This window comes from Sphingobium sp. 15-1, from assembly GCF_013375535.1.
Classification (GTDB): domain Bacteria; phylum Pseudomonadota; class Alphaproteobacteria; order Sphingomonadales; family Sphingomonadaceae; genus Sphingobium; species Sphingobium aromaticivastans.
This window is the reverse complement of record NZ_JABXJG010000002.1, coordinates 567,245-593,055: the sequence shown is the minus strand read 5'-3', so window position 1 is coordinate 593,055 and position 25,811 is coordinate 567,245. Positions and strand designations below refer to the sequence as shown.

Sequence of the window (25,811 nt, the reverse complement as noted above, 5' to 3'; positions counted from 1 at the left end):
GAGCCGATGGCATGGGTCATGGTGAAATATATTTCAAGTTACAAAATACATTCAATCGAATTGCCACAGGTAGCGAAGCTGATATAGTTCATTCGATGACGAAGAAGCTGAGCCTGACCGAACGCGCCTACCGGCAGTTGCGCGACGATCTTCTGACCTGCCGGCTGGTGCCCGGCGCGAAGATCAACATCAAGGATATCACCGAAACCCAGGGCTTCAGCCTTGGGGCTGTTCGTGAAGCCCTGTCCCGGCTGACGTCCGAAGGCTTTGTGACGCAGGACGATGCCCGGGGATTCCGGGTGACGCCGATATCGATCAGCGATCTGACCGATCTGGTCAGGGTCCGCAGCGACATTGAGGGACAATGCCTCAGGCGCGCCATCGAGAAAGGTGGCCTGGACTGGGAAACTTCCATCGTCAGCGCGGCCCATAGGCTGAGCAAGACCCCGACGCGCGACCCGCAGGAGGCGGCCCGTCTGAACGAAGATTATGCCGACGCGCATGCGGCCTTTCACCACGCCCTGGTCGCTGCGTGCGACAGTCCATGGCTGCTCAAAATGCGCGACTGGCTCTATGCCCAGTCGGAACGTTACCGCTATCTCACCGTGCCTCTGGCCCATCGTGACCGGGACCTGGTTCACGAACATGCGCAGATCGTCGACGCGGCGCTTGCGCGGGACGCCGACCGCGCCGTGGCGCTGCTGACGGACCATCTGATGGCTACCGCGCGGATGCTTATCGACCCGCAAAATGGCCAGAGCGGAACCCATGCCGAACTGGCTGTCGTCGCGGATCAGGCCCTTTGATCCCATTTCAGCTCTGCCTGTTCTGACCGGTCCCACCGCCGCTGGCAGGCATCAGCATATTGCTCATGCCGCCATCGACCAGCAGGTCGACGCCGCTGATATGGCCAGCATGAGGGCCGATCAGAAACAGGATCGCCTGAGCGACATCCTCGGCCACGCCTAATTTGCGCAGGGGGATATTGGCTTCCCGCTGGTCGCGCCGCGACTGGTCCTTATATCCCGCAGCGGTCATCGGCGTGTAAGTGGGGCCGGGCGACACCGTATTGCACCGGATGCCGTCCGGACCCCATTCGATGCTGAGCTGACGGATCATCATCAGCAGCGCGGCTTTGCTGGAGGAATAGAAGCCGAGCGCGGGCGTGGGCTGGGTGGCCGACATGGATGCAGTCGCGACGAAGGCGCCCCTGCTTTCTTTGAGATGCGGATGGGCAGCCTTTCCCAGCAGCCAGGACGAGCGGGTGTTGATGGCGAAGATGCGGTCGAAATCGCTGATCGGCAGTTCGGCCAGTGCGCCGCCCATGATGACGCCAGCATTGCTGATGACGGCGTCGATCCCGTCCATATGGGTGAGCGCGGCAGCCACGATCCTGTCGCCGCAATCCGGTTCGGCGAGATCGACCACGCAGGTCGCAGCGGCGGGGCCGACCGCATCGGCCACGACCTGCAGATTGGCCGCATCGCGATCCGCGAGCAGCATCTGATGTTCGCCCGGTATCACGGACCCGGCCGCCAGCAGTTCGGCGCAGGCCCTGCCGATGCCGCTTGCAGCACCCGTAATGATCACCCGCATGTCACTCTCCCTACATAGATCCATGGCGTCGATGCGCAGTGTTTCAGTCCTTCAGGCCCAGTTCGTCCATCAACGCACCGCGCAGTTTGAACTTTTGGATCTTCGATGCCGACATCGGCCATTCGTCGATGAAACGTATATGGCGCGGGACCTTGAAGGAAGCGAGGCGCTGGCGGGTATAGGTGATGAGTTCCTCCGCCTCGACTTCGACATCGCCTTCGCGTTCGACATAGGCGGCGGGGATTTCCGCCAGCCGCTCGTCCGGCAGCCCGACCACCTGCGCCAGACGGACCGCCGGATGGGTCGCCAGCACCGCCTCGACTTCGGCCGCGGCAACATTTTCCCCGCCCACTTTCAACATATCCTTGAACCGGCCGTGGAACATGACATGGCCATGTTCGTCGATCGAGCCGATGTCGGCGCTGTGATACCAGCCGTCGGCGTCCAGCGCCTGCGCCGTCTTTTCAGGATCCTTGTAATAGCCGTCGAACAGATTGTAGCCGCGAATGAGAATTTCGCCGCGCTCGTCCACGCCCTTTTCCTCGCCGGTCTCGGGATCGACGATCTTCATCTCTATACCGGCCAGGGGGAAGCCGAGCTTCCTGAAGCCCATTTCCGGGTCCATCGTATAGCCGCCGGTGGTGACGATGCCGGCCGCCTCGGTCATGCCCATGGTCCCGACCTGAAGCATGTTGGGCGCCTTCTCCCGATAGGCCTGACCCACGCGATCCGGCATGAAGGCGAAGCAGCTGTTTTGCAGGCGCACCGACGACATGTCGGTCCTGGTCCAATCGGGATGGGTGATCATGGCCTGATGGAAGGTGACGAAGGGCAGGAACATCATCGTCACGCCTTCTTCCTCGATCTGCCTGAGACTCTCTCCGGCATCGAAATGCGGCTGGCCGATGAACGTGCCCCCCACGTCGATCGCGCCGAGCATGCACAGCATCGCGGCGATATGGAACAGCGGCAGCGGCGACCAGGCGCGCTCGTCGGGCTGGAAGGACCAGCGATAGCGGGCGAGATTCGATGCCTCCCGGGTGACGGCCTCGTGGCTGAGCAGGCACCCCTTGGGATTGGCCGAGGTGCCCGACGTATAAAGGATCATCGCGGTATCGCGGACTCTGACGGTCAGGCGGGAGGCGTGGATATCGGCCTCGTCCACCTGTTGCACCGCCGCGTCGAAGGTTGCCTGATCGATGAAGCCGGGGACCGAACGCCCGCCCAGCATGACGATCCGCCTGAGCAGAGGCGCGCCGGCGAGCGTCAGGGCGGCAGGGTCGGTGGCATCGGGCAGGTCGGGGAAGGCCTCCACCAGCCGGTGGCCGAAATCGATATGCTCGCTGACCATGTCATTGGTGATGATCGCGGCCAGATCGGCATTTTCCGCGACATAGGCCATTTCGGGCGCCTTGTAGCGCGCGTTCATCAGCACGGAGACGGCGCCGCACATCGCATTGGCGAACAGCGTTTCGACAAATTCGATGCTCGACGGCAGCAGGATGCCGACATGGTCGCCGCGCTGGATGCCGAGCGCCTTCAGCCCGCGCGCGCGTCTTAGGACGCTTTGTACGACATCGTCATATGTCTTGCGTTCCCCCGGAAAAACCAATGCTTCCTTGTCGGGCGCCTTGTCCCATCCTTTGAGAAGCAGATCGCCCAGGGTGGTTGCAGAGATACGGAATGGGGCGCAATCTTCGCCTTGTGTGACCACGGATGTCCGCTCCTAAAAATGCCGGTCAGCTGTCGATGACGATCAGATTGCAGCCATCGCTCCTGTCTGCGCCTTTCGTTGGATAGGTGCAGCTTTGTCTTCCGGCTCCAAGAGCAGGTGCAGAGATTTTTGCATCACTGGTCGGGAATTCACGATGGAAGCCTATGTCTACGATCATGTACGGACGCCCCGCGGCAAGGGCCGCCCTGATGGCGCGCTGCATGAGATCACCTCGGTCGAAATGGCGACGCAGCTGTTGAAGGCGCTTCAGAGCCGCAACGATCTCGACACCGGGCTGCTCGACGATGTGATCATCGGCATGGCCCAGCCGGTCGGCGAGCAGGGCGGGGTGCTGGCCCGCGCGGCGGTGTTGCAGGCAGGCTATGCCCAGACCGTCGCGGGGCAGCAGATCCATCGCTTCTGTGCAACCGGTCTCGATGCGGTCAGCCTGATCGCGGCGCAGGTGCATTCCGGCATGATCCAGGCGGGTATCGGCGGCGGCGTCGAGTCGATGAGCCGCACTGTCATGGGCTATGACTCGGGAGCGTGGACGTCCGATCCGTCGGTTGCCTTCAGCAATTATTATGCGCCCCAGGGCATCGGCGCGGACCTGATCGCGACGCTCGATGGCTACACGCGCGAGGATGTCGACAATTTCGCCGTCGAGAGCCAGCGCAAGGCCGCCCATGCGTGGGAAAACGGCTTTTTCAAAAACTCGATCGTGCCGGTCAAGGATGTGCTGGGCGAAGTCGTGCTCGACCATGACGAGCATATGCGCCCCGGCACCACGGTGGAAAGCCTTGCCAAGCTCAAGCCCGCCTTCGAAGGGTTCGGCAAGGCCGGGTTCGAGGCGGTGGCGAAGGCCAAATATCCCGAAATCGAAGATCTGAACTATGTCCACCATGGCGGCAACAGCTCGGGCATCGTCGACGGCGCGGGCCTGGTTCTCGTCGGGTCGAAGGAATTTGGGGAAAAGGCTGGGCTCAAGCCGCGTGGTCGCATCCGTTCCTACGCCAATATCGGGTCGGAGCCGACGATCATGCTGACGGCGCCGGGGGCGGTGTCGCGCAAGGCGCTCAAGGCGGCCGGCATGACCGAGAAGGACATCGACCTGTGGGAGCTGAATGAAGCCTTCGCCAGTGTCGTCATGCGCTTCCAGCGGGAACTGAACGTCCCCGACGACAAGATCAACGTCAATGGCGGTGCAATCGCGATGGGCCATCCGCTGGGCGCGACCGGCGCCATGATTCTGGGCACCGTGCTGGACGAGCTGGAGCGGCGGAACGCGGAAACCGGCCTCATCACCCTGTGCGCGGCCAACGGCCTCGGCACGGCTGCCATCATCGAGCGCGTCTGAGCGCGCACACCAAACTATAGAGCGGGACATCCCATGAAGACTATGCGACTGGAAAAGGCCGAGGACGGCTTTGCGATCCTGACCCTCGACGCCGAAGGCTCGATGAACGTCGTCAACGATGCTTTCATCGCCGACATGGAAGCGGCGACCAAGCAGATTGCCGAGGACGACAGCATCAAGGGCGTCATCCTGACGTCCGGCAAGAAGACGTTCATGGCCGGTGCGGACCTCAAGCAACTGGTGAACGGGTTCGGCACGCTGACGCCGCAGGAAGCCTATGCCTTTTCAAAGCGCGCGACCGACATGCACCGCGCCATCGAGCAATCAGGCAAGCCCTGGGTGGCGGCGATCAACGGCCTGGCGCTGGGCGGTGGGTTCGAGCTGGCGTTGGCTTGCCACCGCCGCATCCTGGTGGATGATGCCAAGGCGCAGGTCGGCCTGCCCGAAGTCAATGTCGGCCTGCTGCCCGGATCGGGCGGTACGGTGCGGCTCGGCATCATCGCGGGCATGAAGACCGCGCTCGACCTGCTGCTGTCGGGGCGCTCGGTCGGTCCGCAGGAAGCGCTCAAGCTCAAGATCGTGGATGAGATTGTCCCCGCCGACAGGCTGATCGACACGGCCAAGAGCTGGCTCGCCACCGGCCCGGATCCGGTCAAGCCCTGGGACGTCAAGGGGTGGACGCCGCCGCAGAAAAAGGGCCTGACCGTGCCCGAGGATTCCGGCGCATACATGATGTATACCGGCGGTCTCGCCAAGGTGGGTTATAACCAACCCGCGCCGGCCGCGATCCTGAACTCGGTGTTCCACGGAATGCAACTGCCCTTCGACAAGGCGCTCGCGGTCGAGGGCAAATATTTCGCCAAGCTGCTGACCGATCCGGTCGCACGCAACATCATCCGCACCACTTTCATTTCGAAGCAGGCGGCCGAAAAGGGCGCGCGTCGCCCTGAAGGCTTCCCCAAGTTCGAAGCCAGGAAGATTGGCGTGCTGGGCGCGGGCATGATGGGGGCCGGCATAGCGTTCGTGTCGGCCAATGCGGGCATCGAGGTCGTGCTGATCGACCGCGACGTCCCGACGGCGCAGAAGGGCAAGGACTATTCGGCCAAGGTGCTGGGCAAGCTGGTCGAAAAGGGCAAGCTGACGCAGGACAAGGCGGACGCCGTTCTCGCCCGCATCACCCCGACCGACGATTTCGCGCTGCTCGATGGCTGCGACATGGTGGTCGAAGCCGTGTTCGAGGATACGGCGATCAAGGCCGAAACCACGAAGAAGGCTGAAGCGGTGCTGCCGACGCAGGCCATTTTCGCGTCCAACACCTCGACCCTGCCGATCTCGCAGCTCGCCCAGGCGTCGCGGAGCCCCGACCAGTTCATCGGTCTGCACTTCTTCTCGCCGGTCGACCGCATGGGTCTGGTCGAAGTCATCATGGGCAAGCAGACCAGCAAGGAAACGCTGGCCAAGGGGCTCGACTTCATCGCGCAGCTGCGCAAGACGCCGATCGTCGTCAATGACAGCCGTGGCTTCTACACGAGCCGCGTCTTCCAGATGCTGATCCACGAAGGCGCAGCCATGCTGGCGGAAGGCGTGCCGCCGGCGGTGATCGAAAATGCCGCCAAGGCGGTCGGAATGCCGGTCGGCCCGCTGGCGCTGCTGGACGAACTTACCCTCGATCTGCCGCTCAAGATCGTGGATCAGGCGATCGCCGAGGAAGGTGAGAAATATACGCCGCCGGCGGGCGTCCCCGTGATGCGCCGGATGAAGGACGAGATCGGTCGGTCGGGGCGCAAGACCGGCGGCGCCTTTTACGACTATCCCGAGGGCGGCAAGAAGCATCTCTGGAAGGGGCTGGCCGAACATTTCCCGGTCAAGGACGGCTGGGATGTCGAGGAGCTCAAGACGCGCTACCTCTACGCCCAGGCAATGGAAACGGCGCGCTGTCTTGAGGAAAATGTGCTGGAGACGCCGCAGGATGCCGACCTGGGCGCCATTTATGGTTGGGGTTTCCCGAGCTGGACCGGCGGCACGATCAGTTACATCGATACGGTGGGGATCGAAGCCTTCGTCAAGGAATCCGACCGTCTCGCCCAGCTCTATGGCCCGCGCTTCCTGCCGTCGGCATGGCTGCGCGACAAGGCGGCGAAAGCCGAACCCTTTTATGCGTCCGCCAAGGGCGCGACGGCCAAGGAGCCGATCCCGGCATGAGACGCCTGATTTTCGAGCCGGAACATGAGCAATTCCGTGACAGCGTCGTCAAGTTCATGAGCGCCGAAGTCGGCGCCCATGCCGAACGCTTCCGTGAACAGGGCATGGTCGATCGGGAGCTGTTCCTGAAGGCCGGCGAGCAGGGGCTGCTGTGCACCTGGGCGGATGAGAAATATGGGGGGGCGGGTATCGACGATTTCCGCTTCGAACAGATCATCATCGAGGAGAATATGCGCCATGGCGACATAGGCTTCTACATCAATCTCCATAATGATCTGGTCGCGCCCTATATCGCCAAGCTGGGAACCGAGGAGCAGAAGGACCGCTGGATGCCCGGCATCGTCAGCGGCGAGAAGATCCTCGCCGTCGCGATGACCGAACCGTCGACCGGCAGCGACCTTGCGGGCATGCGCAGCAACGCAATCGACAAGGGCGATCATTGGCTGCTCAATGGCGCGAAGACCTATATCTCCAACGGCATCCTCAGCGATCTGGTGATCGTTGCCGCGCGGACCGACCCGAACAGCCGTCACGGCCTCGGCCTCTTCGTCGTCGAGCGCGGCATGGAAGGGTTCGAGCGCGGCCGCAAGCTCGCCAAGATGGGCATGAAGGCGCAGGACACCGCGGAGCTTTTCTTCAACGACGTCAAGGTGCCCAAGGAGAATGTGCTGGGCGATCCGACGCAGGGCTTCAAATATCTGGCGCGCTTTCTTGCGCAGGAACGGCTGGTGGCCGCGATCGGATTCATGGCGACTGCGCAGACAGCCTTCGACATCACGCTGGATTATGTGAAGGAGCGCAAGGCGTTCGGAAAGCCGATCGGGGCCTTTCAGAACAACCGGTTCAAGATGGCGTCGATGCGGGCCGAACTGGACGCGATCCAGACCTATGTCGACCAGTGTGTGCTGCTGCTCAATGCCGGGGAGCTGACGGCGGAGGACGCATCTTCGGCCAAGCTGCTGGCGAGCGAACTGGAAGGCCGGGTGATGGACGAGTGTGTTCAGCTGCACGGCGGCGCGGGCTATATGGAGGAATATCGCATTTCCCGCATGTATACCGACGCACGCATCAGTCGCATTTTTGCCGGCACTTCGGAAATCATGCGCGAAATCATCGGTCGTGGGCTGGGGCTTGACGAGCGCAAGCTGTCCTGACGGCTGAACCGGGGATAAGTCGGATGCTGAACGTCGAACAATTGCGCCGTTTCCGGGTGCCCGAAGCACAGGATGTCTGCGATCCGCGCGGGGCGATCCTCTATGCGCTGGGGGTCGGCGCGGGGCTCGGAGCCATAGCCGAGCAGCATCTGATCTTCGAGCGTGATCTGGCCGTGTTGCCGACCATGGCGCTGGTTCTGGGGACACCCGGATTCTGGCCCATGGCGCCGGAACTTGGCTGGGACTGGCCGCGCATTCTGCATGGCGAGCAGACGCTGAAACTGTTTTGTCCACTCGAACTGGGGCAACTGGTCAATGGCCGGATCGAGATTATCGGTCTCGCAGACAAGGGGGTGGGCAAGCCCGCGCTTGTGCGGGCGAAACGCGTGCTCACCACGCCCACCGACCGGCTGATCGCCGAAATGGAGGAAGTGTGGGTCTTGCGGGATGCAGGTGGTTTTGGCGGCGCGCGCAATCTTGACGGGTCGGAGCCGGTCGTCATGCCGGAGCGGCCAGCGGACGCGTTCCTCGACCTGCCGACGGCGTCCAATCAGGCAATGCTGTATCGCCTGACCGGCGATCGCAATCCTCTGCATATTGATCAGGGCACGGCGCAGGCGGCCGGTTTCGATCGGCCGATATTGCATGGGCTTGCCACCATGGGGCTGGTCGGCCGCGCATTGACCCATCTGTGCTGTGACGGCGATCCGGCTTCATTGACCGAAATGCGGGTCCGGTTTACCGCGCCGGTCTGGCCGGGGGAAACGGTCCGGACGGAGGTCTGGCGCCACGGCGACGAAATATCGTTCCGGGCGAGCGTGCCCGACAGGAACAGGATTGTGATCGATGGCGGACATGCGCGCATCGGTGGTTTCAAGGAAGAACGGGACGCATTGAAGTGAAGATATTGGACGGTAAGATTGCACTGGTTTCCGGCTCTGGGCGTGGCATTGGCAAGGCCATTGCGCTGAAACTTGCAAGCGCCGGGGCTCATGTCGTGGTGAACGACCTGGACGAGGATGTGGCGAAGGCAACGGCAAGCGAAATCGAAAGCCTGGGCGTCCGCACCGTGGTGTGCGTGGGCGATGTGACGGAAGCCGATTTCGGCGACAAATTTGTTGGAACGGCGATCGCGCATTTCGGAACGATCGACATCATCGTGAACAATGCGGGATATGCGTGGGATTCCGTGCTTCAGAAGACGAGCGACGAGCAGTGGATGGCCATGCTCGACGTGCATCTCAATGCCCCATTCCGCATTTTGCGCGCCGCGCAGCCGGTGATCGCCGCCGCGGCGAAGAACGAGATTGCGGAGCACGGCCGGGCCAAGCGCCGGACGGTCATCAATATATCCTCTGTCGCCGGGCTTGGCGGCAATGCCGGGCAGTCGGGCTATGCGGCGGGCAAGGCGGGGATTGTCGGCCTCACCAAGACGGTGATGAAGGAATGGGGGCGGTACAATGTCACCGTCAATGCCGTGGCTTTCGGCGCCATCATGACCCGCATGACCGCCGGCGAGGCGGGCAGCTCGACCATCAACGTCAAGGGCCGGGACATCAAGGCCGGCGTCAGCGACGAAATATTGGAAGCCATGGAAAAGGGCATCCCGCTGGGCCGTGCCGGAACACCGGAAGAAGCGGCCGGGGCCGTTTACCTGCTGTGCCTGCCCGAAGCGGATTATATCACGGGCGAGGTGATTGTCGCGGGCGGGGGCTGGAAACTCTGAGTGGAAGCGGGGCGGGCCCTTGCGCCCGCCCTTGTTCAGGCGGGCCAGCTCGGCGTTCGGCCCTGCATGCCTTCGAAGATGGGACGCATCGGATCGGGCACTGATCCCGCCCCGATGCCGGTGCCGAAATTGATGCCCCGTCGCTCATATATCCGCCATCCCTCGGCCGTGCGCCGCAGCCTGTCCTCATAGCCGCCCACCGCCAGAAGGTCTGTCGGGCGCAGGGGATCGGCGCCGGGGATCGCGAACCACTGCCAGGCCATGACGCGGCTGGCCGCGCGGGCTTCGTCGCCCTGCACTTCGATCACCAGATTGGTGATATTATGCGAACAGCCCATCATTGCGCCCTGATAGCCCATGCACTGGGCATGGATGGCTTCGCGCCCTACGGATCGCGCGCTGCCGAAGTCGATCGAGCCATCTTCCGTGAATATTTCCTCCGCGATGCGATGATATTGCATCGAATCGACCAGATGGGCGTAGCGGTAGATGCATTCCTCGATCGCGAGGCGATCCGCCAGCATGGGGAGGTCGATCGTCATGGCAAATACCCTTCTTTACCGACCGCGAGGGTGGTCGTGATCTTTGGTTCCTTTCAACCGCAGCCGACCACCCCGCCGTCGACCGGAATCTGGGCGCCGGTGACATAGGCGCCCGCGCGCGAACACAGGAAAATGACGATGCCGGCAATATCGTCCGGCGAACCCAGACGTTTGAGCGGAATATGCGCCAGCAGGGCAGGATCGACCTGATCCTCGTCCCGCATATGCGCCGTCATCTTGGTTGGGAAGAAGCCGGGAATGACCGCATTGACGGTGATGTTGCGTTCCGCCAGATCGCCCGCCAGATCGCGCGTCATCATATGGACCGCGGCCTTGCTCGCGGCATAGCTGTATGCGCTGAGCCGCTCCGTCTTCATGCCCGCGACCGAACCGATGTTGATCACCCGCGCCGGATCGCCCAGCGTCCCGACAGCGCCCAGTTCAGGCAGCAGTTCCCGGATCATGGTGAAGGGCGTCTGGACATTCACGGCCATCACGCCGGGCCAGGCCTTGTCGGGGAAGCTGTCGATCGGCCCGCCCCAGGTCTTGCCCGCATTATTGACCAATATGTGGCACGCGCCGACCGCATCGCGATAACGGGCGACGAGATCGACCGCCGCCTCGGGTGTCGACAGGTCTGCGGGGAGGGGGATGCACGGTCCCAGCGCCGCCATTTCCCGGGCGGCCTCTTCGCAGATGTCGGCCTTGCGCGATGTGATCGCGACCGTCGCCCCGGCCCGCAGCAGACCTTCGGCGATCATGCGGCCCAGCCCCTGTGCGCCGCCGGTGACCAGCGCCTTCTTGCCGGTCAGGCTGAACAGATCGCTCACATCGTCACCACGACTTTGCCGAACTTATGCTGGTCGCGCAGATGCAGAAGCGCTTCCTTCGCCTGTGCGAGCGGATAGGTCGCCTCGATCACCGGCTTGATTTCATATCGCTCGGCAAAGGCGAGCATGTCCTTGAAGTCCTGCGGGTCGCCGACCTGGCTGCCGACGATGCTGGCGCTCTTCAGGAAGATGTCGGTCGCGTTGAACTTGATCTCATTGCCGGCGGTCGAACCATAGATGACGATGCGCGCGCCCGGATTGATGGCGCGGACATAATTGGCGAAGCTGGGCGAGGGCGCACCGTCCAGCACCACATCGATGCCGCCGGTCAGCTTGCCGACCTGCTTGCGCCAGTCGGGATCGGTGTAGAGCAGGCCGCCCTTGGCCCCCATCGCCACGGCCCGATCGATCACGTCCTGATTTTCGCCGGTGACATAGACATTGGCGCCCTTGGCGACGGCGAAGGCAAGGCCGAATGTCGCAACGCCGCCGCCCACGCCGCTGATGAGCAAGGTTTCCCCCGCCTCCAGCCGGCCCTTGAACATCAGCGCGCGCCAGGATGTCAACGCCGTCAGGGGCATGGCCCCGGCTTCCTCGAAGCTCATGAAGGCGGGCTTGGGCGCCAGATTGTCGACCGGCACGCAGATATATTCAGCGATCGTGCCGGCAAAGGGCATGCCGAGCAGGCCGAAATCGGCGGCCGGCGCATGGCGGTTCGGCCCCCAGTTGCGCGCGGGATACAGAACGACCTCATCGCCTTCGCTGACGCCGGTCACGCCCTCACCGATCATGTCGACGACGCCCGCGCCATCGCAGCCCAGCGTGATCGGCACAGTCATGCCGGGATATTGACCATGCGTGATGAACAGTTCGCGATGGTTGATCGACGCCGCCCGCAGTGCGACGCGCACCTCTCCCGGACCGGGCACCGGCGTTTCGACTTCCGTCACCGCAACGGATTCAGGGCCGTCGGTCCGTTCGAGATAAAGGGCCTTCATGGTCAACCTTTCCTAATATCCTGCCTGGCGCCGCGAGCTGCGTGGCAACAACCCTTGCGTGACGGCCCCGGCTTTTCCGTTCCGAAGCTGGACATTTTTCCGGCTCATTGGGAACCTATCTGTGGATAGGAAAAAGGGATTGCGTTTATAGATTCATCGCTCAGAATATATTTCACACAATAAAACGAATCGTGCGAAGGCGCGTGCTCAGGAGAGAACAGCATGACCGTTGTGCCGACAACCATCTTGCCGCCCCGGTCGACGCATAGCCCAATCCGGCGCGCCGCGCTGGTGGCGTTGACCGACAAAGTGGCTCAGTCGCGCATGACGGCGGTGTCCGCCCCCGCCGGAAGCGGGAAGACAACGGCCATGCTGTTCTGGGCGGATGAACTCAAGGCCCGGGGGCGTCCCGTTCTCTGGCTGGCGGCGCGGGCGGGATTAGGAAGCAAGCAGTCGTTTCTCCAGGCATTGAAGGCCGCCGGGATCGTCGCGGGCCTGCCGTGGGAAGACCTGAAAAGTAATGCATCCGATGAAAGCTGGCTGTCCATCATCGCGATGATGGGGGATGTGCGACCCGTCATCATCATTGATGACGCGCAGTTGCTGGCCAAACCGATCCTTGAATTTGTGGCGCAATTGTCGTCCAGCGCGCGGGATGCGCTCACCATCATCATTGCCGCGCGTGGGACGGTCGGACTGTCGCTGGCGCGCATGCGCGCGCTCGGATTTCTGGTCGAAGTGGGGGTCGCTGACCTGTCCTTCACTTTGACCGAAGCGACCGAGCTGGTCACCCGGTCGATCGGAACGCCGGTGGATTCGCGCGATCTACAGGACATAGTGGGTGATACACAGGGCTGGGTTTCCGGTATTGTGATCGCATGCGACCTCTATCGTCGTGCCGGCGAAGGCGCTGGAAATCTTCGATTGACGGGCCTCCGGCCGGAATTCGCCGAATATTTTCATGATGAAGTATTGAGCCTGCAGCCGGACGATGTCCGTCGCTTTCTGGTCGACACCTCGATACTCGACGAACTGACCCCATCCGCCTGCGCGGCAGTAATGGAGGATGAAAATTCCCGGGCGATGCTGGACCATGTCTTCCGCGAAGGTCTGTTTCTGCATGCCATCGATCAGGAACATAGCCGCTATTCCTATCACCGGCTGTTTCGTGAAATGGTCCTCGGCAGGCTCATGGAACGCGCGCCTGGCCGTGCCGCCGTCATGCATCGACGGGCGAGCGACCATTTTGCGGAAAATGGGCAGCTTATCACGGCGATCGAACATGCGCGGCTGAGCGGCGATAAGGCGTTTCTCGCCGACCAGCTGGATCGTCTGGCCGAAGGACTGACCTATTCGGGATATCTGTATCGCATCGACGAACTGGGCGCGGAACTGCCCTGGCCGATCCTGGCCGAACGTCCCAACCTGCTGCTGGCGCTGGCGTGGAGACGTATCCGCCAACTGGCATTTTCTTCGGCGGACAGACTGATTTCCGCCGCGAGGCAGGCCTGTGAAGCCCGGCGCGAGGCGCAGTCCCTGCCCGCACATGAAATCGAGCAGCTTGACCTGCTGATCCGCCATCGCTTCGTGATGCTGGCGGCGGCGCGCGACGACATGGTCAGGGTCGAGGCGGACTCCGAGCCGCTGCTCGCCGAACTGGCCGACAGTCACGCCTACCTCAGCTGCACCTTGCTGGCGCAGCTCATGTCGGCGCGGCGGGAACTTTATCATTTTCAGGACATGCTCAAGCTTGAGGCGGAAACCAGCCGCGCCCTCTCGCGCCCCGGATCGGCTTTTGCGTCCATCGCGCTGAAGGCCTCAGTCGCGCCCACCATGATGGCGCAGGGCAAGACCCCCTTTGCCCAACGGTTTCTGGAAGAAGCCTTTGCGCTTGCGGTTGAGATCCATGGTCCGGGTTCCGGCCTGGCTGCGCTTCCTGCCTTGCCGTTGGCCGAGTTGCTTTACGATGCAGGCGATCTTGAACAGGCGGCGGATCTGGCGGAGCAGTATCTGCCGGTCGTGCGGCAATGGGGATTTTCCGATCAGATGGCGTCCGGCTATCTGGTCAGCGCGCGTTTGCGGGCGGCACGGGGCGATTTGCCCGGAGCGCTTTCGACGCTCAACGACGCCCATCTCGTGGCGATCGAATGTGGACTTGATCGCCTGCGCTCCTTCATCGTGGCAGAGGAAGTGCGGCTGCTGATCAAGGCGGGGCAGATTGAGGAGGCCGAGCAGCATTTTCTGGCGGGCGATCCGCAGCTGGACGGCGAACCCATTCCGACCTTGCACCCGACGCGGCGCAACGAAAGCATCGCGATCGCCTGGCTCCGGATCGAGATGCAACGTCACCGGCTTGGACGGGCGCGCAAGGTAGCCCATCGCTGGCTCGAATTCGTCAAGCGCGCGGGGGCGGTGCGTTCGGCCGTGATCTTCGAACTGCTGTTGGCGGAAATCGCCGTGCTTCAGGGCAATCGGTCCGAGGCGCGAAGGGCTGTTCGCGCCGCCGTCGAAATGGCCGAACCTGCCGGATGGGTGCGGGTCTTCATCGATGAGGGCGAGGTGATCGCGTCTCTCATCATCGAAGCCTATTCGCAGGGTCCGGAACTGGAAACGCCCGCCGATCGCTTCGCCGTTCGCCTCGTGTCGCTATTGCGCAGAGGACCGCAGATCGAAGCGGATGAGGACGAGGAGGATGATTTCGGTCTGACCGGGCGCCTCGCCAACCGCGAGGTCGACATTTTGACGATGGTGAGCGGTGGCTTGCGTAACCGGGAAATCGGCGACCGCCTGGGTCTGACCGAAGGCACGGTCAAATGGTATATGCAGCAAATATATGACAAGCTGGGCGTGCGGCGCCGGCCGCAGGCGGTTCTGAGGGCGCGGCAACTGGGTATTTTGCCCTGAAGCGCGCGCGGCTTCCTATCGAAGGATAGATTGCGCCGTTCGCGCAACCTGCGAACCGCGCAATCTGCGCGAAAGGAAATATCATGGCAAAACGCAAGGTCATCATCAGCTGCGCGATTACAGGTGCAATCCACACGCCCTCCATGTCGCCCTATTTGCCCGTGACTGCGGAGGAGATTGCGGAATCGGCGGTCGGCGCGGCGGAGGCGGGCGCGGCCATCATCCATTTGCATGCGCGCAATCCTGTCGATGGGCGGCCGGACCAGAATCCCGATCTGTTCGAACCCTTCCTCAAGGTCATCAAGCAGCGCACGGACGCGGTGCTGAACCTGACCACGGGGGGGCACCCCTCCATGACGGTGCAGGAACGTATTCGTCCCGCCCAGACTTTCGCTCCTGAAGTTGCCAGCCTCAATATGGGCACGATGGGCTTTGGTTTGTTCCCGATGCTGGATCGCTACAAATCGTTCAAGCATGACTGGGAACCGGCAGCGCTCGAAGCGTCGCGCGACCTGGTGTTCAAGAATACCTATGCTGATATCGAATATCTTCTGACAACTTTGTCACCACTGGGCACGCGGTTTGAATTCGAATGCTATGACACCAGCCATCTTTACAATCTGAAATATTTTCTCGACCGCGGTCTCGTAAAGGCGCCGCTGTTCATCCAGACCTGCTTCGGCATATTGGGCGGCATCGGCAGCCATCCCGACGATATCATGCACATGAAGCGGACGGCCGACCGGCTGTTCGGCGACCAATATGAATGGTCCGTGCTGGGGGCTGGCGCGCGCCAGATGAGCATTATCGCCATGGCGGCATCCATGGGCGGCAATGTTCGCATCGGTCTGGAGGATTCGCTGTGGGGCGGTCCGGGCCGGCTCGCTGAAACCAACGCGGAGCAGGTGAAGACCGCACGGCAGATCGTCGAAGGCATGGGTCTTGAAATCGCCACGCCTGATGAGGCGCGCGCCATGCTCGACCTCAAGGGCGCGGACCGGACGAATATCTGATGGCGGAAAAAAGCGGGCCGCTGGCCGGTATTCGCCTGCTGGAGATCGACGCGATCGGCCCCGTGCCGCTCGCGGCGATGCTGTTGGCCGATATGGGCGCCGAGATCGTCCGCATAGCCCGGCCGCCATCGGCGGGGGTGGGGGACTGGGACGATGTGGGGGGCGATATCCTGCATCGCAGCCGGGCGGTGGCCTATCTCGATCTCAAGCGGGACGCGGATCGCGAACAGCTGCTGGCATTGATCGAGCGGGCGGACGGGTTGATCGAGGGATACAGGCCCGGCGTCATGGAACGCCTTGGGGTCGGTCCCGATGTCTGCCTGGCGCGCAATCCGCGGTTCGTGTTCGGACGGATGACGGGTTGGGGGCAATCCGGGCCGCTCGCGCTGCGGGCGGGCCATGACATCAATTATCTGTCGATCACCGGCGCTCTCCACGCCATGGGTGAGCGGCAGGGGACGCCGCCGGTGCCGCTCAATCTGGTGGGCGATTATGGCGGCGGTGCGATGTTCCTGATCTTCGGCCTGTTGAGCGCGCTGCTTGCGGCGCAACGGACGGGGCAGGGGCAGGTCGTCGATGCCTGCATCACCGACGGCGTCGCGTCGTTGATGAGCCTTTTCTATGCGTGGCAGCCCAAGGGTTTGTGGGAAGATGCGCCCGGCTCCAATCTGCTGGACGGCGCGGCACCCTTTTATCGCTGTTATGAATGTGCCGATGGGCGGCATGTCGCGGTGGGATGTCTGGAACCGAAATTCTTTGCCCAGATGGTGGAAGGACTGGGTCTTTCCGATCGGCACTATGACCAGAATGATCGGGAAGGCTGGCCCGCGATGCAGGCGGACTTTGCCACGGTGTTCCTGACGAAAAGCCGCGACGAATGGGCTGCCCTGTTTGCGGCCGGCGATGCCTGCGTCACGCCCGTCCTGTCGATGGAGGAAGCGCCCCGGCATGCGCATAATGCGGCGCGTGGGACTTTTGTGCGGCGGAACGGCATGGCCCAGCCAGCGCCCGCGCCGAGATTGTCCCTCAATGCGGGCGGCATCTGCGAGCCTTCGGCCGTGCCGGTCGCCGACCTGATCGCAGCCTGGTCCTGATCTGCCATCGCAGCCATGCATAGCGCATCGGTGCGGCGCAAATACAACATCTGAGCCGTTTGTTCTGGATTGGCGCAAATCCTATCCGGCGATAGGTGGTTAATGAGGCTGAACGCTGAATTTGCCGCAGGTCATCACGCTTGCGCCGCGCGCAGGTGGCAGCGATAACTGGTTCAAGGAGAGGATTTTTATGCGATTGGCTGCTCTGAAATTGGCATTGGTTGCGAGCGCCGCGGCTGTTGTTTTCCCCTCATGGGCTCAGCCCGTAACCTCGGCCGAACCGCAGGCGGAAAGCGCGAATGCGGGTGACATAGTTGTCACAGCCCGTCGCCGGGAAGAGCGGCTGCAAGATGTGTCCGTCTCCATTTCCGCCTTCTCTTCGGAGGCGCTGGAACGCAGCACCGTTCAGACGGTCAGCGACGTGAAGACGATCGCGCCGGGTTTCACCTTCTCATCCGAAGGGGGCAAAGATAACGTCGCCCTGACCCTGCGGGGCATTGGCCAGTTGCCGCTGGGCGAAGTGACGCCGGGCGTCGTCATCTATCTCAACGACACCCCCTTGCCGTCCGTCGGGTCGAACGTGCCGACCTATGATATCGGCAGCATTCAGGTGCTCAAGGGGCCGCAGGGGACGCTGTTCGGCCGTAACACGTTGGGCGGGGCGGTCGTGATCGGCAGTCAGAAGCCGAGTTACGCGTTCGAAGGCTATGTGGAGGGCACTTACGGCCGCTTCGATTATCGCGAGCTGGAAGGCGCGGTGAATATCCCGATCATCGAGGATAAGATCGCCTTCCGCGCGGCGGGCCAGATCCGCCGGCAGGACCCGCGCAGGATCGCCTTCGACGGTGGCCCGGGCTTCGACAATATCCATCAGGACGCCTTCCGCCTGTCGCTGCTGGTCGAGCCGGTCGAGGGCCTCAAGAGCACGACCATCTATGAATATTTCAAGGGCGATGAACTGGCCGGCGGCCTTTATCTGCTGCGTGAGAATTACCCCTTCGCCGCGCTGGGGCTGGGGGTAGTCGAGCCGCAGGTGCAGGCGGCGCTGCAGGCGCAGAAGGCCAATCGTCGCGGATCGTTCGATGGCGGCATCAACGGCGGTGCGGCCTATCGCAAGACCACGTCTATCACCAATGATACGTCTTTCAGCTTTGGCGATCTGACGCTGCGCAACATTTTCGGCTATCGCAAGAATTACAGTTATCAGCTGATCAACACCGGCGGCCTGCCGCTGCTGCAGATACCCACGGGTCTACCGTCTCCCGCGCCTTCGGCCGTGCCGTTCACCCTGTTCACAGCGTCATCCGTGCTGGATCGGCAGTATCTGACGAATGAAACCCAGTTGCTGGGCGACTTTGGTTCGTTCAATTTCATCGTTGGCGCATTTTACAATAATGACAAGCCGGACGGTCCCAGCGGGTCGCAGTTCACGGCATTTTCCGTTGGTGGCGTCCCTGCTCCGGCGGTGACGGCGCATGTTCGCAACAAGAACTGGGCGGTCTATGGCCAGATCGGTTATGAATTTACCGACAAGCTGAAGCTCAATCTGGGCGCGCGTTACAGCTGGGACAAGGTATCGGCCTGCGGTGGCACCATCGGCACGAATTATGTCGATGAAGCCACTTGCCTCAACACCGCCGCCCTAGGTCTGGCCGACGGCGTCGGCACGGTATCCAACAAGGGGCAGGAGCCGAGCTGGACCATCGGGCTCGATTACAAGGCGACGCCGGACTGGCTACTCTATATCGTGTCGCGGCGCGGCTATCGGGGCGCCAATGTGAACACGCCGCTGTTCGAAACGCCCTTTACCACGGGCGGCACAAACCCGGCCTGCGTCGCGACCGGAGGCGTGTGCGCGGATCTTCGTCCTTTCCAGAAAACGGGAGAGGAAAAGATCACCGACGTCGAGATCGGTTCCAAATATGATTATCATGTCGGATCGGCACGCGGGCGCCTCAATATCGCCGCCTATTACAGCAAATATAAAAATGCCCTTCAGTTCCTGAACACGCAGACGACCGTTCCGAATGGCACCCCGGATTCGCCGACCAACGGGTCTTTGGCCGCCAATGTCGCGGATCTGCGGATTTGGGGCGTGGAACTGGAAGCATCGATCAGCCCCGTGCGGAGCCTCACCGTCGGTTTCAACGCCGCCTATACCAATGTGAAGGTGGAAAGCCTGACCGTTCCAGCGGGGCTGCCTTCGACGATCGTGCTGGGCGAGGGCCAGATCAACAAATATTCGCCCAGCTTTTCCGGCACGGCCAGCGTCAGTTGGACCCTGCCGATCCGTCCGGCTGACGGCGATGTCGTGCTCAACGCCGACCTGTTCATGACCGACGATTTCGGCGGTCAGAACGGCGAAAAGCTGCCGGGTTACCAGTTGGCCAATGCACGGCTGGACTGGCGCGGGATCGGGGGCACGGGCCTTGATCTGGGCGTCTATGTGAAGAACCTCTTCAACGAGAAATATTTCTCGGCCTCCAGCGTTCTTCTGCCGTCCTTCCCCACCAGTTCGGTCTATGCGGGCGATCCGCGGACCTGGGGCGTCACGGCCAAATATACATTCTAAAACGCCTGTGAGGGGGGAGGGTGAGCGATCCGTCCGCCTTCCCCCTCTACAAGGACAGGTTTGCGCCGAGGCGGCAGGGCGTAGGAAGTTCCCGAGAGGATGGCCATGAAGCTCGGCATATGCAGCATGTGGGGGGACAGGCTGGACGGATTTCGCGAAGAAGTCCGTCTTGCTGCCGATCTCGGTTTCGAGCTGATCACTGTGGGCGATTCGCCAGCGGGTTGGCACGAACTCTATGTGTCGCTTACCCTCGCTGCACTGGACGCCCCGAAAGCGACTTTGGCGCCGCTTGTCACATCGCCCTTCATGCGGCATCCGCTGGTAACGGCTTCCGCGCTCAGCACGATCGACGATCTTTCCGGCGGGCGCGTGGCATTGGGCCTGGCGACGGGCGGCAGCACGGTTCTGGCCATCGGGCGGCCGCCCGCCACGCAAAAGGAAATACGGGCGGAACTGGCGGCGCTTCGGGACCTGTTTGCCGGACGGCCGGCGGAGCTGAACGGAGCGGAGATCAAGCCGCTCCGTTTTGCCCGGCCGATTCCGATCTATTATTCCGCCTTCGGTCCCAAGGCGCTGGCTCTGGCGGGCGAGCAAGCCGATGGCGTCATATTGTTCGCGGGTGAACGCCATCTCGACGCGCTGAAGGACCGGATCGATACGGTCCGGGCAGCGGCGCAGGCGGCGGGGCGGGACCCTTTGTCGATCGATATTTGGGTCGTTTCCTTCGCCTCGATCCGTCCCAGCCGGGACCAAGCCATTGACGATCTCAAGGCGTTCATCGTCGTCAACGGCATGGCCTTCCGCACGCCCGAAACGCTGGCGCGTGTCCCGACGCAGTTTCGCGGCAAGATCGATGAACTGCACGCGCGCTATGACCCGACCGAACATGTGGTCGTCGGCGGCAGGAATGTGGCCTTGATGGAAGAATTGGGGCTGACCGGGTTTCTGGCGGATTTCGATACGTTGGCAGGACCCGTCGACGCGGCCACGGACATGCTGCGGCAACTTGAGGCGATGGGCGTCTCGACCTTCATCGCGGCCTTGCCCGGACATGCGGCGCCGCTAGAAACCATTCGCGGGCTTGCCCTGGCGAGGAGTGCGATGTGACACTGGATCTACTGCATCTGAGCGAAGACGAAGCGGCCGGGATTGCGGCGGTGCTGCGATCCCCGTCCCTTGCGGACATGATGGAGGCAGCGGAGGCGATGACGGTCGCAGCGCATGGCCGTCGCGTGACCTATTCGCGCAAGGTCTTCATCCCCCTCACCAAATTGTGCCGCGACGTCTGCCATTATTGCACCTTCGCCACCACGCCGGCCCGCGCCGGTGATGCCTATCTCAGCAGAGACGAGGTTCTGGCCATTGCCCGCGCGGGGGCGGCGGCCGGATGCCGGGAAGCCCTTTTCACGCTCGGCGATAGGCCGGAGGCCCGCTATGCCGCTGCGCGTGAGGCTCTCGCGGGGCTTGGGCATGACTCGACCCTGTCCTATCTTGCCGAAATGGCGGAACTGGTGTTCCGCGAGACGGGCTTGCTGCCTCATCTCAATCCCGGTCTGATGGACAGCGCCGACTATGCGCTGTTGAGGCCGCATTCCGCTTCCATGGGCATCATGCTGGAAAGCAGTTCCGACCGGCTGTGCGCACGCGGCGGCCCGCATTTCGGTTCGCCCGACAAGGAGCCGGCCCTGCGATTGGCCGCCATCGAGGAGGCCGGACGGGCGCGCGTGCCATTCACGACCGGCCTGCTGATCGGCATCGGCGAAACCCGCGATGAGCAGGTGGAAGCGCTGGTCGCCATTCGCGATCTGCATCGCCGCTACGGCCATGTTCAGGAAGTCATCATCCAGAATTTCCGCGCAAAGCCGGGAACGCGGATGGCGGATCATGCCGAACCGTCGCTTGACGATCATCTTTGGGGCATCGCCGCCGCGCGGATCATCCTGGGGCCTGAGATGACGATCCAGGCACCGCCCAATCTCCACGATCGCGTCGATCTGGCGCCGCTGATCCGGGCCGGCGTCAATGATTGGGGCGGGGTGTCGCCCGTGACGCCGGACCATGTAAACCCGGAGGCGCCCTGGCCGCATCTGGAGATATTGGAGGACGCCACCAAAGCCGCGGGCCGCATATTGATGCAGCGGCTCGCCATCGGTCCGCGTCATGCGCTCGCCGCGCGGGATTGGGTAGCGCCAGCCATCGCCACCCAGATCCTGCGTGCCATCGACGGGCGGGGATTGCCCAAGGTCGACGACTGGTCCGCAGGGCATGGCGATCCCGCGCCCGACATCATGGCCGTGGAGCCCGTTCTGGCCTCCCGATCGGTCCTCTCCATCCTTGCCGCGGCGGAGGAGGGTGAGCGGCTGAGCGAAGCGGACATTGTCACCCTGTTCGATGCCGAGCAGGATGATTTCACCGCCATCGTCAACCAGGCCGATCGGTTGAGGCGGCAGGCCGTGGGCGACATGCTGACCTATGCGGTCAACCGCAACATCAACTATACCAATATCTGCCTCTACAAATGTGGTTTCTGCGCCTTCTCGAAGGGCAGCACCAAGGCCATGCGCGGTCCGGCCTACAGGCTCGACATGGAGGAGATCGGACGCCGCGCGGCCGAAGCCTGGGATCGCGGCGCGACCGAAGTCTGCCTTCAGGGCGGGATTCATCCCGATTATGACGGTCACACCTATCTTGATGTCCTGAAGGCAGTGCGTGAGGCCGCGCCCGATATTCATATCCATGCCTTTTCGCCGCTGGAGGTGACGCACGGTGCGCGCACGCTCGGTCTGCCGCTGGAGGATTATCTGGCACGGCTGAGGGAAGCGGGGCTGTCCACGCTACCCGGCACGGCGGCGGAGATACTGGATCCCGAAGTTCGCGCCATCATCTGCCCTGACAAGGTGACGGCGGATGAGTGGATCGAGGTGATGCGCGTGGCGCATGGGGTGGGCCTGCGCAGCACGGCGACGATCATGTTCGGCCATGTCGAGGAATATCGCCATTGGGCGCGCCATCTGCTCCGCATCCGCGGGTTGCAGGAGGAGACGGGCGGCTTCACCGAATTCGTGCCGCTGCCGTTCGTGCATATGGAATCGCCGATCTGGCGCAAGGGGCTGGCACGGTCCGGGCCAAGCTATCGGGAGGCCGTGTTGATGCACGCGGTGGCGCGCATCGTGCTGCATCCGGTGATCCCCAATATCCAGGTGTCCTGGGTGAAGATGGGACCGGAAGGGGCCGCGGCGATCCTGAATGCAGGCGCCAATGACATGGGTGGCACGCTGATGGATGAATCGATTACCCGGGCTGCCGGTGGCGTCAATGGGCAGGAATTCGGGCCTAAGGAAATGCAGGCTCTGGCGGCCTCGGTGGGACGGCCTGTCCGCCAGCGCACGACACTTTATCAACCGGTGCCGCCACGGCCCCTTGCCTTATCGGAGACGCTATGACCGACCTGCAATATCCGGTGAAGGACAAGGTTGCGATTGTCACCGGCGGAGGAACCGGCATCGGTCTGGCCACCGCGCTCATGCTGGCGGGCCGTGGGGCGAAGATCGCCGTGGCAGGGCCGGAGGCTGCGCCGCTCGATGAAGCCGTCGCGCGGGTCGAGGCAACTGGCGGAGAGGCGATCGCCCTCATCATGGATGTCACCGACGAGGAGACGGTGGCGAACGGCATCGCCCAGGTCGTGGATCGTTTCGGCAGGCTCGACATCCTGCACGCCAATGCAGCGCAGACCGGTATGTTGGCCGGTGATGGGCTGATCGCAGATATGGATGCCGACTTCTGGGACCGTGCCTTTGCGGTCAACCTTCGCGGGGCGATGCTCACCGCAAAACATGCCATCCCGCGCATGATCGCTGCGGGCGGCGGTTCGGTCGTCTTTACCGGATCGGGCAAGGGCCTCGCCGGGGATCTCGACTTTCCCGCTTATGGCACGACCAAGGCCGGCCTGCTCAGCCTGTCCCGCTATATCGCCACGCAATATGGAAAGCAGGGCATCCGGTCCAATGTCGTCGTTGTCGGGCTGGTGATGACGGAGGCTCTGGACCGCAACATGCCGCCGGAGGCACAGGCGCTGATGCGGGAGCATAATATGGTCGACTATCTCGGTCGGCCGGAGGATATTGCAGAGGTAGTCGCGTTTCTGGCATCCGATCAATCCCGCTACATCACCGGCGCTTCGATTGTCGCCGACGGCGGGTTCACGTCCCATTCCGCGGTATTTGCAGACATGATGCGCTTTACCGCCAACCAATCGAAGGACATTCTATGACATTTCCTGCCATTGCCGTCGTCGGCGGCACCGGCAATCTGGGCGCTGCGATCGCCTGGCGGCTGGCGCGTGCCGGTTATCCCGTGACGATCGGATCGCGAAAAGCCGAAAGTGCGGAAAAGGCAGCCTCGGAACTGGGGCACGGTCTGCGCGGGGGCGCCAATGCGGATGTCGCGGCGGAAGCGGACATTGTCATCGTGACGGTGCCCTTTGCCGCACAGGAGGCGACGCTTCGCGACATTGCCCCCCATGTCGCGGGCAAGCTGGTCGTGGACACGACTGTCCCGCTCGTTCCGCCCAAGGTGATGCGCGTCCAGTTGCCGGATGAAGGCTCCGCCGCCCAGAAGGCGCAGGACGTGCTGGGACAGGATGTCACGCTGGTCTCCGCTTTCCACAATGTCGCCGCGCACAAGCTGGCGAAGGATGTCGATGTCGGGTGCGACGTGCTGGTATTTGGCGATGACAAGGATGCCCGGGCGCGCGTTGTGGCACTGGCTGATGCCATGGGGTTGCGGGGGCTGCATGGTGGTGCGCTCGTCAATTCCGCCGCTGCCGAAGCGCTGACGTCGATCCTGATCTTCATGAACAAGACTTATAAGGTCGACGGCGCGGGCATTCGCATCACGGGCGAACTCGTGCCGCTGGAGGCGTGACGCTGCCTTGACGGGTTCGAAGGAATCCGCCCATCGAAAGCCCTGACCCTCTCTTCGGACAGGGCACGGCTGATGGTGAGGATGGGGGAAGGGCATTTTGCCGTGCCGAAAATCGTCGGGCACAGATTTCAGGGCGGCTTCCCCTTCCGGCGGGAAGGTGCCGCGCACCCCGCCCCGTCTATCCTTTCGCCCGGAGAATATGGGAGGATCATCATGAAGCTCAACATCGGCGTTCCCAACAGCATGCACGTCGCCGCGATGACGCAGCCCTGGGAATATGCTTTGACCGGAGATGACATCGGACAGGCGGTGGCGACGGCCGATCGACTTGGTTTCCACAAATGCATGCTGGGCGAACATTTCATCATCCCACAGGAACATATAGCGCTGTCGGGCGACCATTATGTTCATGGGACGGTTGCACTCGCCTTCCTCGCCGGTCGTACCAGGAACATGAAGCTCAGTTCCTCGGTGTCGATCCTGCCTCTGCAAAGCCCGATCGTTCATGCCAAGGCCTGGTCGACGCTCGACTGGCTGAGCGGCGGCCGGGCCACGGCCTTGTTCGGGGTCGGCTGGCTGAAGGAAGAGTTCGACATGCTGGGTGTGGATTTCCACCAGCGCGGGCGCATGGCCGATGAATATGTCGCCGCGATCATGGAACTGTGGACATCGGAAAAGCCCGAATTCGAGGGCGAGTTCGTCCGGTTCAGAAATGTCGGGTTCGCGCCCAAGCCGGTGCAGCAACCGCGTCTGCCGATCTGGTTCGGGGGCGATGCCGAACCGGTGCTCAGGCGCGTGGCGAAATTCGGCGACGGCTGGTCGCCCTTCCGCACCCCGCCGGAAAAATTCCCGGAATGCCTCGACTTCATCCGTTCGCAGCCTGAATATGACGGACGGCCGATCGACATGTTCTTTGCGCTCGAAATGCTCAATGTCGGCGCGCATCATGAGATCATGGATGACCCGCGCGCGCCCGGGACGCGGGACGCGCAAAAGGTCATCGATCAGGTGGGCTGGCTGAAGGAACTGGGGGTCAATGAAACCATCGTTCCGCTGCCGCCGGGCATATCCGGGCTGACCGAATATCTTGAGCGGCTCCAGTGGGTGGCCGAGGAAATCATGCCCAAAATCTGAAACCTGCCGGGGGAAAGGCGCGAGCTGGCGCGCTTTTCCTCATGGACATCGC

General features: G+C 62.8%; 20 protein-coding genes. 15 read left to right on the top strand and 5 right to left on the bottom strand.

Features of this window, described 5'->3' with window-relative positions:
* Positions 1 to 95: 95 nt before the first annotated feature.
* Entirely contained in the window at positions 96 to 806 is a 711-nt protein-coding gene (locus HUK72_RS18870) for a GntR family transcriptional regulator (protein WP_102999845.1), read from the top strand.
* Between the two features lie 7 nt (positions 807 to 813).
* Here the strand turns inward: HUK72_RS18870 and HUK72_RS18865 are convergent, their stop codons facing one another.
* Both HUK72_RS18865 and HUK72_RS18860 read right to left on the bottom strand, forming a co-directional pair.
* Entirely contained in the window at positions 814 to 1,596 is a 783-nt protein-coding gene (locus tag HUK72_RS18865) for an SDR family NAD(P)-dependent oxidoreductase (RefSeq protein ID WP_102999846.1), read from the bottom strand.
* Between the two features lie 43 nt (positions 1,597 to 1,639).
* Complete coding sequence (locus tag HUK72_RS18860; protein ID WP_066562994.1) at positions 1,640 to 3,310, bottom strand: class I adenylate-forming enzyme family protein; 1,671 nt, start codon at positions 3,308 to 3,310, stop codon at positions 1,640 to 1,642.
* Positions 3,311 to 3,464: 154 nt separating this feature from the next.
* On the opposite strand from HUK72_RS18860, the gene HUK72_RS18855 reads away from it, so the two are divergent.
* Genes HUK72_RS18855 through HUK72_RS18835 form a run of 5 tightly spaced genes read left to right on the top strand, consistent with a single transcriptional unit; the run spans position 3,465 to position 9,749 of the window.
* Positions 3,465 to 4,667 carry an acetyl-CoA C-acetyltransferase gene (locus HUK72_RS18855; RefSeq protein WP_066562992.1) on the top strand — a complete coding sequence of 401 codons (1,203 nt, stop codon included), beginning with the start codon at positions 3,465 to 3,467 and terminating at the stop codon, positions 4,665 to 4,667.
* A gap of 33 nt (positions 4,668 to 4,700) precedes the next feature.
* Positions 4,701 to 6,869, top strand: coding sequence for a 3-hydroxyacyl-CoA dehydrogenase NAD-binding domain-containing protein (locus HUK72_RS18850; RefSeq protein WP_176598278.1), 2,169 nt, complete (start codon positions 4,701 to 4,703; stop codon positions 6,867 to 6,869).
* Positions 6,866 to 8,023: an acyl-CoA dehydrogenase family protein gene (locus tag HUK72_RS18845; RefSeq protein ID WP_066562990.1), complete on the top strand. Its 1,158-nt coding sequence runs from the start codon at positions 6,866 to 6,868 to the stop codon at positions 8,021 to 8,023. Before HUK72_RS18850 ends, HUK72_RS18845 begins: the two co-directional genes overlap by 4 nt.
* Before the next feature lie 23 nt (positions 8,024 to 8,046).
* On the top strand, positions 8,047 to 8,925 hold the full coding sequence (locus HUK72_RS18840) for a MaoC family dehydratase (protein WP_066562989.1): 879 nt from the start codon (positions 8,047 to 8,049) through the stop codon (positions 8,923 to 8,925).
* Positions 8,922 to 9,749, top strand: a complete 828-nt coding sequence (locus HUK72_RS18835; RefSeq protein WP_066562988.1) for an SDR family NAD(P)-dependent oxidoreductase — start codon at positions 8,922 to 8,924, stop codon at positions 9,747 to 9,749. Before HUK72_RS18840 ends, HUK72_RS18835 begins: the two co-directional genes overlap by 4 nt.
* 35 nt (positions 9,750 to 9,784) lie before the next feature.
* Here the strand turns inward: HUK72_RS18835 and HUK72_RS18830 are convergent, their stop codons facing one another.
* Genes HUK72_RS18830 through HUK72_RS18820 form a run of 3 tightly spaced genes read right to left on the bottom strand, consistent with a single transcriptional unit; the run spans position 9,785 to position 12,119 of the window.
* Positions 9,785 to 10,291 (bottom strand): nuclear transport factor 2 family protein, encoded by a 507-nt coding sequence (locus HUK72_RS18830; protein WP_066562987.1) that lies wholly within the window; start codon positions 10,289 to 10,291, stop codon positions 9,785 to 9,787.
* Positions 10,292 to 10,344: 53 nt separating this feature from the next.
* Positions 10,345 to 11,121, bottom strand: a complete 777-nt coding sequence (locus HUK72_RS18825; RefSeq protein ID WP_066562986.1) for an SDR family oxidoreductase — start codon at positions 11,119 to 11,121, stop codon at positions 10,345 to 10,347.
* On the bottom strand, positions 11,118 to 12,119 hold the full coding sequence (locus HUK72_RS18820) for a zinc-binding dehydrogenase (protein ID WP_066562984.1): 1,002 nt from the start codon (positions 12,117 to 12,119) through the stop codon (positions 11,118 to 11,120). Before HUK72_RS18820 ends, HUK72_RS18825 begins: the two co-directional genes overlap by 4 nt.
* A 222-nt stretch (positions 12,120 to 12,341) precedes the next feature.
* Here HUK72_RS18820 and HUK72_RS18815 point away from each other — a divergent pair, with 222 nt between their 5' ends.
* The 9 genes from HUK72_RS18815 (at position 12,342) to HUK72_RS18775 (ending at position 25,759) form a co-directional block, all read left to right on the top strand.
* Positions 12,342 to 15,023 carry a LuxR C-terminal-related transcriptional regulator gene (locus HUK72_RS18815; RefSeq protein WP_255325872.1) on the top strand — a complete coding sequence of 894 codons (2,682 nt, stop codon included), beginning with the start codon at positions 12,342 to 12,344 and terminating at the stop codon, positions 15,021 to 15,023.
* 83 nt (positions 15,024 to 15,106) lie between these two features.
* On the top strand, positions 15,107 to 16,036 hold the full coding sequence (locus tag HUK72_RS18810; RefSeq protein ID WP_066562982.1) for a 3-keto-5-aminohexanoate cleavage protein: 930 nt from the start codon (positions 15,107 to 15,109) through the stop codon (positions 16,034 to 16,036).
* The gene (locus HUK72_RS18805; protein ID WP_066562981.1) at positions 16,036 to 17,130 is read left to right on the top strand and encodes a CaiB/BaiF CoA-transferase family protein; all 1,095 of its coding nucleotides are present in this window, start codon (positions 16,036 to 16,038) and stop codon (positions 17,128 to 17,130) included. The genes HUK72_RS18810 and HUK72_RS18805 overlap by 1 nt, the downstream gene beginning before the upstream one ends.
* A 352-nt stretch (positions 17,131 to 17,482) precedes the next feature.
* Complete coding sequence (locus HUK72_RS18800; RefSeq protein WP_369806014.1) at positions 17,483 to 19,702, top strand: TonB-dependent receptor; 2,220 nt, start codon at positions 17,483 to 17,485, stop codon at positions 19,700 to 19,702.
* Between the two features lie 105 nt (positions 19,703 to 19,807).
* Entirely contained in the window at positions 19,808 to 20,809 is a 1,002-nt protein-coding gene (locus HUK72_RS18795) for an LLM class flavin-dependent oxidoreductase (RefSeq protein WP_240962272.1), read from the top strand.
* Entirely contained in the window at positions 20,806 to 23,145 is a 2,340-nt protein-coding gene (gene cofH, locus HUK72_RS18790; RefSeq protein ID WP_066562979.1) for a 5-amino-6-(D-ribitylamino)uracil--L-tyrosine 4-hydroxyphenyl transferase CofH, read from the top strand. The genes HUK72_RS18795 and cofH overlap by 4 nt, the downstream gene beginning before the upstream one ends.
* Entirely contained in the window at positions 23,142 to 23,972 is an 831-nt protein-coding gene (locus tag HUK72_RS18785) for an SDR family NAD(P)-dependent oxidoreductase (RefSeq protein WP_066562977.1), read from the top strand. The genes cofH and HUK72_RS18785 overlap by 4 nt, the downstream gene beginning before the upstream one ends.
* Positions 23,969 to 24,625: an NADPH-dependent F420 reductase gene (gene npdG, locus HUK72_RS18780; protein ID WP_066562976.1), complete on the top strand. Its 657-nt coding sequence runs from the start codon at positions 23,969 to 23,971 to the stop codon at positions 24,623 to 24,625. The genes HUK72_RS18785 and npdG overlap by 4 nt, the downstream gene beginning before the upstream one ends.
* Before the next feature lie 213 nt (positions 24,626 to 24,838).
* Positions 24,839 to 25,759 (top strand): TIGR03619 family F420-dependent LLM class oxidoreductase, encoded by a 921-nt coding sequence (locus tag HUK72_RS18775; RefSeq protein ID WP_066563905.1) that lies wholly within the window; start codon positions 24,839 to 24,841, stop codon positions 25,757 to 25,759.
* The last annotated feature ends 52 nt before the right edge of the window (positions 25,760 to 25,811 follow it).

Bases quoted from the DNA above. Each gene is read 5' to 3' on its own strand.
- HUK72_RS18870 (WP_102999845.1), top strand. From the start codon at position 96: ATGACGAAGAAGCTGAGCCTGACCGAACGCGCCTACCGGCAGTTGCGC.
- HUK72_RS18865 (WP_102999846.1), bottom strand. From the start codon at position 1,596: ATGCGGGTGATCATTACGGGTGCTGCAAGCGGCATCGGCAGGGCCTGC.
- HUK72_RS18855 (WP_066562992.1), top strand. From the start codon at position 3,465: ATGGAAGCCTATGTCTACGATCATGTACGGACGCCCCGCGGCAAGGGC.
- HUK72_RS18850 (WP_176598278.1), top strand. From the start codon at position 4,701: ATGAAGACTATGCGACTGGAAAAGGCCGAGGACGGCTTTGCGATCCTG.
- HUK72_RS18845 (WP_066562990.1), top strand. From the start codon at position 6,866: ATGAGACGCCTGATTTTCGAGCCGGAACATGAGCAATTCCGTGACAGC.
- HUK72_RS18840 (WP_066562989.1), top strand. From the start codon at position 8,047: ATGCTGAACGTCGAACAATTGCGCCGTTTCCGGGTGCCCGAAGCACAG.
- HUK72_RS18830 (WP_066562987.1), bottom strand. From the start codon at position 10,291: ATGACGATCGACCTCCCCATGCTGGCGGATCGCCTCGCGATCGAGGAA.
- HUK72_RS18820 (WP_066562984.1), bottom strand. From the start codon at position 12,119: ATGAAGGCCCTTTATCTCGAACGGACCGACGGCCCTGAATCCGTTGCG.
- HUK72_RS18815 (WP_255325872.1), top strand. From the start codon at position 12,342: ATGACCGTTGTGCCGACAACCATCTTGCCGCCCCGGTCGACGCATAGC.
- HUK72_RS18810 (WP_066562982.1), top strand. From the start codon at position 15,107: ATGGCAAAACGCAAGGTCATCATCAGCTGCGCGATTACAGGTGCAATC.
- HUK72_RS18805 (WP_066562981.1), top strand. From the start codon at position 16,036: ATGGCGGAAAAAAGCGGGCCGCTGGCCGGTATTCGCCTGCTGGAGATC.
- HUK72_RS18795 (WP_240962272.1), top strand. From the start codon at position 19,808: ATGAAGCTCGGCATATGCAGCATGTGGGGGGACAGGCTGGACGGATTT.
- HUK72_RS18785 (WP_066562977.1), top strand. From the start codon at position 23,142: ATGACCGACCTGCAATATCCGGTGAAGGACAAGGTTGCGATTGTCACC.
- npdG (WP_066562976.1), top strand. From the start codon at position 23,969: ATGACATTTCCTGCCATTGCCGTCGTCGGCGGCACCGGCAATCTGGGC.
- HUK72_RS18775 (WP_066563905.1), top strand. From the start codon at position 24,839: ATGAAGCTCAACATCGGCGTTCCCAACAGCATGCACGTCGCCGCGATG.